The 6,050-nt window shown below is 65.5% G+C and carries 8 protein-coding genes; all 8 read right to left on the bottom strand.

The genetic code is table 11. From position 1 onward, the window contains the following. Positions 1-351, bottom strand: a 351-nt coding sequence (locus BU124_RS12820; RefSeq protein ID WP_179141925.1) for a hypothetical protein, incomplete at its 3' end; no start/stop codon positions are given. A 182-nt stretch (positions 352-533) separates the two neighbouring features. Further along, positions 534-1,463 carry a glycosyltransferase family 92 protein gene (locus BU124_RS12815; protein ID WP_084863973.1) on the bottom strand — a complete coding sequence of 310 codons (930 nt, stop codon included), beginning with the start codon at positions 1,461-1,463 and terminating at the stop codon, positions 534-536. Between the two features lie 1,046 nt (positions 1,464-2,509). Further along, positions 2,510-3,583: a CobW family GTP-binding protein gene (locus BU124_RS12810; protein ID WP_084863972.1), complete on the bottom strand. Its 1,074-nt coding sequence runs from the start codon at positions 3,581-3,583 to the stop codon at positions 2,510-2,512. Beyond that, positions 3,580-3,870 (bottom strand): DUF6525 family protein, encoded by a 291-nt coding sequence (locus BU124_RS12805; protein ID WP_084863971.1) that lies wholly within the window; start codon positions 3,868-3,870, stop codon positions 3,580-3,582. Before BU124_RS12805 ends, BU124_RS12810 begins: the two co-directional genes overlap by 4 nt. Then, positions 3,870-4,505 carry a DUF1826 domain-containing protein gene (locus BU124_RS12800; RefSeq protein ID WP_084863975.1) on the bottom strand — a complete coding sequence of 212 codons (636 nt, stop codon included), beginning with the start codon at positions 4,503-4,505 and terminating at the stop codon, positions 3,870-3,872. The genes BU124_RS12805 and BU124_RS12800 overlap by 1 nt, the downstream gene beginning before the upstream one ends. Next, a complete protein-coding gene (locus BU124_RS12795) occupies positions 4,502-5,716 on the bottom strand; it encodes a GTP-binding protein (protein WP_084863970.1) in 1,215 nt (404 codons plus the stop codon). Before BU124_RS12795 ends, BU124_RS12800 begins: the two co-directional genes overlap by 4 nt. 7 nt (positions 5,717-5,723) lie before the next feature. Continuing rightward, the gene (locus tag BU124_RS12790) at positions 5,724-5,915 is read right to left on the bottom strand and encodes a hypothetical protein (protein WP_084863969.1); all 192 of its coding nucleotides are present in this window, start codon (positions 5,913-5,915) and stop codon (positions 5,724-5,726) included. Further along, positions 5,893-6,042 (bottom strand): hypothetical protein, encoded by a 150-nt coding sequence (locus tag BU124_RS14860; protein ID WP_179141924.1) that lies wholly within the window; start codon positions 6,040-6,042, stop codon positions 5,893-5,895. The genes BU124_RS12790 and BU124_RS14860 overlap by 23 nt, the downstream gene beginning before the upstream one ends. Positions 6,043-6,050 lie beyond the last annotated feature (8 nt).

Below are 6,050 nucleotides of genomic sequence, written 5' to 3'. Positions count from 1 at the left end.
CTCCCGCCAAGGCTCCACGGCCCGGGTGTAAAGCACATAAGTCACGTCATACCGCGAAAATGCATGGTCCAGCCTTGCCAGCCATCCGGCGTAATCCTTGCCGCCATCGGGCATGAAAAGTTTGCCGGACTCCATCCCTGTCATGTTCTCGTCAGAGATAAGCAGGGTTTCGAATGCCATGGCGTCGATCCGCCGGACCATGGTCCGCAACGCATTGTCATGGCGCCATTTCCAATAGGCGAACCCTGTGCGCCTGTACCGCAGCGCGTATTTGCGCAAGCGATACGTCAGGTCGTCTTTCGCGGAAACGACAAGGCCAGGGGCCAGAGCGTTGGTGTTTTTCGCCAACATACGCTGTATCGTCGTGGTCCCGGTCTTTGGAAAACCCAAGTGCACGACAAGCCGCGGCCTCGCGTGGCCACTAACGCTGGTGCGCCCAACGCTCGCCCCTGTTTGCGAACCTGATATCATTTTACACCGTGGCCTTTACTCCGGTCTGTTACCTTGCGCCTGCACGTTATTCGCGCTGGCTGTCAACCTATGGTGGGCTGGTCCTCGGCAACTCGCAACCCGGCCGATCTGGCAAAATCGCGGGCGCGGGTATCCTCGACTTGGTCCTGTTCAATGCTGGCGACGGTCCGCATCACCTTGCGGCGGTACTCGCGCCCTTTGGCGAGAAGGTTTGGCCCCCGCGCGATCTTGCTTTCAAGCTCTTCACGCGAGCGGGTGTAGTAGTGATTTAGCTGCACGGCCTGCGTGGAATAGAAGCCGGCTTGGTCGCGCGTTGCGAATGTGGCTTGTACTCCGGCTGCATTCCAGGTGCGCTCATCGCCATCTGTCTGCATGGCATGGATCCGCATCGTCGTCAGGCGACAGGGATCCACCAGCATCTTGAAAGCGCGTAGCCCCGGCGCATCCCCCATCGGATCGCGCGCGCGCATCAGGTAGTTGGAAACGACGCCGCCAACCGGAGGCGTGTCATGGCCGGAAAACGCGAACATGTGCCATGGTAGCGACAGGTTGGGGACATCGCCGAGGGTCGCGAGGGCGTCCTCAAGCGTATCAGCCCCAACGGGCACCAAGAATTCGTCGATATCGATGAAACCCATCCAGCGAAAGCCACCCCCGAAATTGCCCGCCGCATGGGCATAGGCCAGCAACTGGTTGTGGATCTCTCGCCCCAGCCGGATATCCGACAACCGTTGCGCCCAGGGTATGATCGTCAGCCGATCAGCGGGAAGCGTGGCGCGCAGCACCTCCACGGTGTCGTCGCGACTGGCATCATCATAAATCACGAAGTGCCGCACGCCCGCCGCGAGATGAAAGCGCGCCCATTCGCCAATATGTTCGGCCTCGTCCCGCACGATCGCAGCGATTGCCACGCCGTTCCGTGAGGGAGCTGGCGTTGGCGCACGTATGCCGAGCTTCGAGATCTTGAGCTTCTGCGCCAGCTTTTCCAGCAAGGGGGACTTCCTTACCCAAGGTCACTTGGCCTTGGTGCGAGTTGAGATAAGCCGGGTGTCACTCATCCACGCCCCATCGGCTGGATGATACCTGGCGTTGGTTGAGCTGCTCTTTGCGCCTGCTGATCGGGTTGGGTTTCGTCTTTTCCCGGGCAGTAGACTACGGCAGGCGGTCTGCCGGCAAGGGTCGAGTGTTGGCGTTGGTGGTTTTAGAAGGTCATCCATTTCCGGATAGTCGCTTTCGTCTCCGAGCCGGTTTCCCCAAGGCTGCAGGGAGACGCATTGGTATTTCGGCGTCCGCCACGGCCTCTCGATGAAGATGTTGTCGAGGAACCGGCCTTTCCCATCCATCGAAATCCGCACGCCTGATCGGCGGAGCCGGTCCGTCCAGGCGAAGGACGTTAACTGGCTGCCCTGGTCGGGGTTCATGTTCTCGGGCGGGCCGACATTGTGGATGGCCTCGTTCAGCGCCTCTACGCAGCCGTCGACGTATCCGCTTCTCGTTGATACGTTAAACTGCGTGGGCGAGGGGTATCTGCCGAACATCGGGGAAGGGCGTTTTCAGGTCCGAAGGACGCGCGCTCGAACGCATGGCGTTCGCGGCCTAACCCCGCGATCTTGGCGTGGTGCTCCTTCACCTGCTCCTCGTCGATCCCGCGCGTCTTGCGGGGTCCCGCGGTCGAACACGCCGGTTGCGCCGTCGAGCAGGGCACGTTTCCGGTGATGGATAATCGTTGGATGCCTCCCCGAGCCGGCTCGCCAACGCGGTGGCCTTGTTAGGGCTTGCGCCGCGCCACTGGCGCGGCGGACCATCCAGCTCTCGTCCTTCAAGGTCTCCAGTCCGACTTACGCCTTGACCCCGGGGCACGTGATGCCTGCGTTGCGACATCTCCGATCTCCGTCAGGTCGAAGATCGGCAGTCGGAAAATCGCAGCTCATGTCAGTGCCCGAATTTCAAAGATAGATCAGCGAGAACGCTTTCGCGAGGGCAAGTGGCGGAGGGGTCGGGACCGGGGTCGGACGTTCTCCACCCTAAGTCACTGTTTTTATTTCTTCGACGGCTCAAGCTGTCGGCTCGACTTGTTTGGACTGAAGGGGCTCAGTTCCGGCAGGAAACGGGTGAGCATCCCGGCGGCGTCATGGCGGCCGGGGCCGGCGACGATCATCACGACGCGCGTCTTATCGATCCCGTTGGGCCAGCCGTCGAGCCTGCGCAGCGGGCTGGCGACATGTCCGACGACGTGGAGCACGCAGGGCGCGCTGGGAGGATCGCTGATCTCGACCAGCCCCTTGATGCGCAGCAGATCGGCGCCGAACGAGGCCTGAAGCGCCGAGATGGCTGCCTCGAGGTCCGCCGGCGCGATCGGCCGCTCCGCCGAAAAACAGAAGGCCGTCGTGGCGCCATGGATGTTCACGTCATGGGCATGATCGTGATCGTGGTGGTGGTCGTGGTCATGCCCGTGTCCATGCGCGTCGAACCGGAGCCAGGCACGCACATCGGGCCGCTTTCCGGCCGGATCGAAGGCGGCCAGGGAAAACATGTCGTCCGCCGTCGTCTCCTCGGCCGTCAGGTGACGGGCGTTGGGGTTCAGCGCCACGAGCCTTTGCCGCAGCGCGGCGTGGTCTCCCGCGAGGTCGCCTTTCGTGAGGATCATCAGGTCCGCGACGGCGACCTGGCGCTGCGCTTCCTCGAACCGGTCGATCGCCTCGGCGCCGTTCACCGCATCGACCAGCGTGACCACGCCGTTGATCGCGAAGCGGTCCAGCATGCGCTGGGTCGACATGAAGGTGCGCAGGATCGGACCCGGATCCGCAAGGCCTGTCGTCTCGATCACGACTCGGCTGAACATCGGCCCGATACCACGATCCGCCTCGTCTAGCAGGCGCAAGAGCGTGAACCGCACGTCCCCCGAGACGGTGCAGCACAGGCAGCCGGTGGTGGAGGCGAAGGCGCGGTCCTCGACATGGTTGACCAGCAGCCCGTCGAGATCCGCCTCGCCGAACTCGTTGACGATGACGGCCGTGTCGCCAAAGCCCGGCTGCGTCATCAGGCGGTTCACGAGCGTGGTCTTCCCGGCGCCGAGGAAGCCGGTGAGGATGGTGACCGGGATGCGCATCATCGGCCCCCTTGCGTCGAGACACAGGGATGCGCGTCGCCCCAGACCGCCCGCGCGTCCTTTGCCACCAGCCGTTCTTGAAGCCGGTCCAGCTCCTCGAGGGCGCGCGCGCGGTCTCGCGTCCTCGCGACGGCGCGCTCGAAGGCCCGGCGCACGGATCGGGGCCGCCACGGCAGGACGGCCTCGGCGAGCCAGGCGCGCAGCTCGGGCGGCAGCCGGTCGAAGTCTCGCATCGGGTCTTCGGTGCGGCGCTTGAGCTTGAGGCTGGTCCGTCCGCGATTGCCGCGCATCAGACCGCCTCCTCCGGATCGTCGACAGGGTCGAGCACGAGCACGAGCCGCGTCTCGCCGGTGCCCTCGATCGGGGGCGAGCGGTGCAGCAGCCCCGCGCGCGGGCGGTCGGGCCAGAGCGTGCCGCGCAGCAGGATCGGCGCGCCCGTCGGCACGGTGAATATCCGGCGCGGCTCGGCCCCATCCGCCCCGATGCCGTATTGCGTGCCGGTGCCCCGATAGGTGCAGACCAGCCGCGCCGTCACGGCGTCGATGTGGAACTTCCGGCAGGCATTCGTCGTCACCACGTCGAGCCGCAGGCGCAGCCAGCGCGCCCGCATCAGCCCGGCGAAGATGTCGGCGAGCGCCGCTATGTCGTCCACGAGGCGGTCTCGCTCCGCGCCGACGGGGGTGCCACACGCCTCGCAGACCTCCGACGCGGTGTCGCGCACGGCCTCCGGCCGCAGGATCACCCGGGCCCTCGGCAGGACGTCCGCATCGAGCCCGTCGATCCACGACTGGAACCCCGGCAAGGGCTGCCGTCGCCAGATCGCGGCGGCGCAGCCGGGGCGATGCAGCGCCGACAGCCCCTCGGGCGTGTCGGCGACGCCGACGCCGCTCGGCGTATCCTTTGCGATCTCTCGAACGAGCGTCATGCCGCCTCCGCGCGCCGCCATGCGGGGAAGGGATCGGGGAGGTCCGGGAGCGCATCCGAGCCCGGCGCCAAGTGATCGGGCAGCAGGCAGGCGTCGAGACGGGCCTTCAGCGCCGGCCAGTCGATGCCGGCGCCGATGAAGACAAACTCCTGCCGCCGGTCGCCCCACGGCTCAAACCAATGCTGCGCGATATAGGCGCGCGCGCTGTCGTGGTCGGGCCAGCGGTCTTCCGGCACGGCGGCCCACCATGTGCCGAGCGGTTTCACGGACGACAGCGCGCCAGCGAGGGAGAATTCCGCGACCCACTCCGGGCGGGTCGCGATCCAGAAATGCCCCTTGGCGCGGATCACACCGGGCATGTCGCCATTCAGGAGCGCGAGGATCTTCTCGGGCTCGAACGGTTGCCGTGCGCGATAGACATGGGACGCGACGCCGTATTCCTCGGTTTCGGGCACGTGGTCGGCGAAGCCGTAAAGCTCCTTGGCCCACATCGGGTGTTCGTGGGCCTTGTCGAAGTCGAAAAGCCCGGTGTCGAGGATCGCCTCCCCGGCCACGTCGGAATGGTTGGTCTCGATGATCCGTGCATCGGCGTTCAGGCTGCGGATGATCTTGCGCGCCGCGTCCACCTGGTGAGGCGCGGCGTCCGTGACCTTATTCAGGACCACCACGTCTGCGAACTCGATCTGGTCGGTCAGCAGATGCACCAGCGTGCGCTCGTCTTCGTCGCCCATCGTCTCGCCGCGGTCGGACAGGAAATCGTGGCTGGAATAGTCGCGCAGCAGGTTCACCGCGTCGACGACCGTGACCATCGTGTCGAGCCGCGCCACGTCCGACAGGCTCTCGCCCTCGGCGTCGCGGAAGTCGAAAGTGGCGGCGACGGGGAGCGGCTCGGAGATGCCGGTGGACTCGATCAGCAGGTAGTCGAAGCGGCCCTCGGCGGCGAGGCGGCGCACCTCGTCCAGCAGGTCGTCGCGCAGCGTGCAGCAGATGCAGCCGTTCGACATCTCCACCAGCGTCTCGTCGGTGCGCGAAAGTAGAGTGTCGGCGCGCACGAGATCGGCGTCGACGTTCACCTCGGACATGTCGTTGACGATCACCGCGACACGCCGGCCCTCGCGGTTGTTCAGCACGCGGTTCAAAAGCGTGGTCTTGCCGGCCCCGAGAAAGCCGGAGAGAACGGTGACGGGAAGGCGGGTATCAATGTCTTTCATGGGAGGCTCATTCCTTGATGTGGGCGTCGAGGGCGCGGATGGCCTCCAGAAACGCCTCGTGATGCTCGGCCCCTGCCGTGTGGTCATGGGCGAACCGGGCGTGTTCGTCCGCGGGCGGCGCTTCGGCATGGGCATCGCCGTGGGCGATCTGTTCCTCGTGGCGCGCGATCTCGGCGTCATGGGCCAGGATCCGCTTCATGGGCGAAGATCGCTGCTTCGGCGCGTTTCAGGATGGCCAGCGCCTCCATGTGGTCCCGGCGCCAGCGGTAATGATCCTGTGCCTGCGCAAGGTGCTCGGCATGGGCTGCCTCGGTTGTGTCGTTCATCTTGTTTT

Source organism: Salibaculum halophilum (genome assembly GCF_002094885.1).
Lineage (GTDB): Bacteria > Pseudomonadota > Alphaproteobacteria > Rhodobacterales > Rhodobacteraceae > Salibaculum > Salibaculum halophilum.
This window is presented reverse-complemented; position numbering and strand designations above follow the sequence as displayed.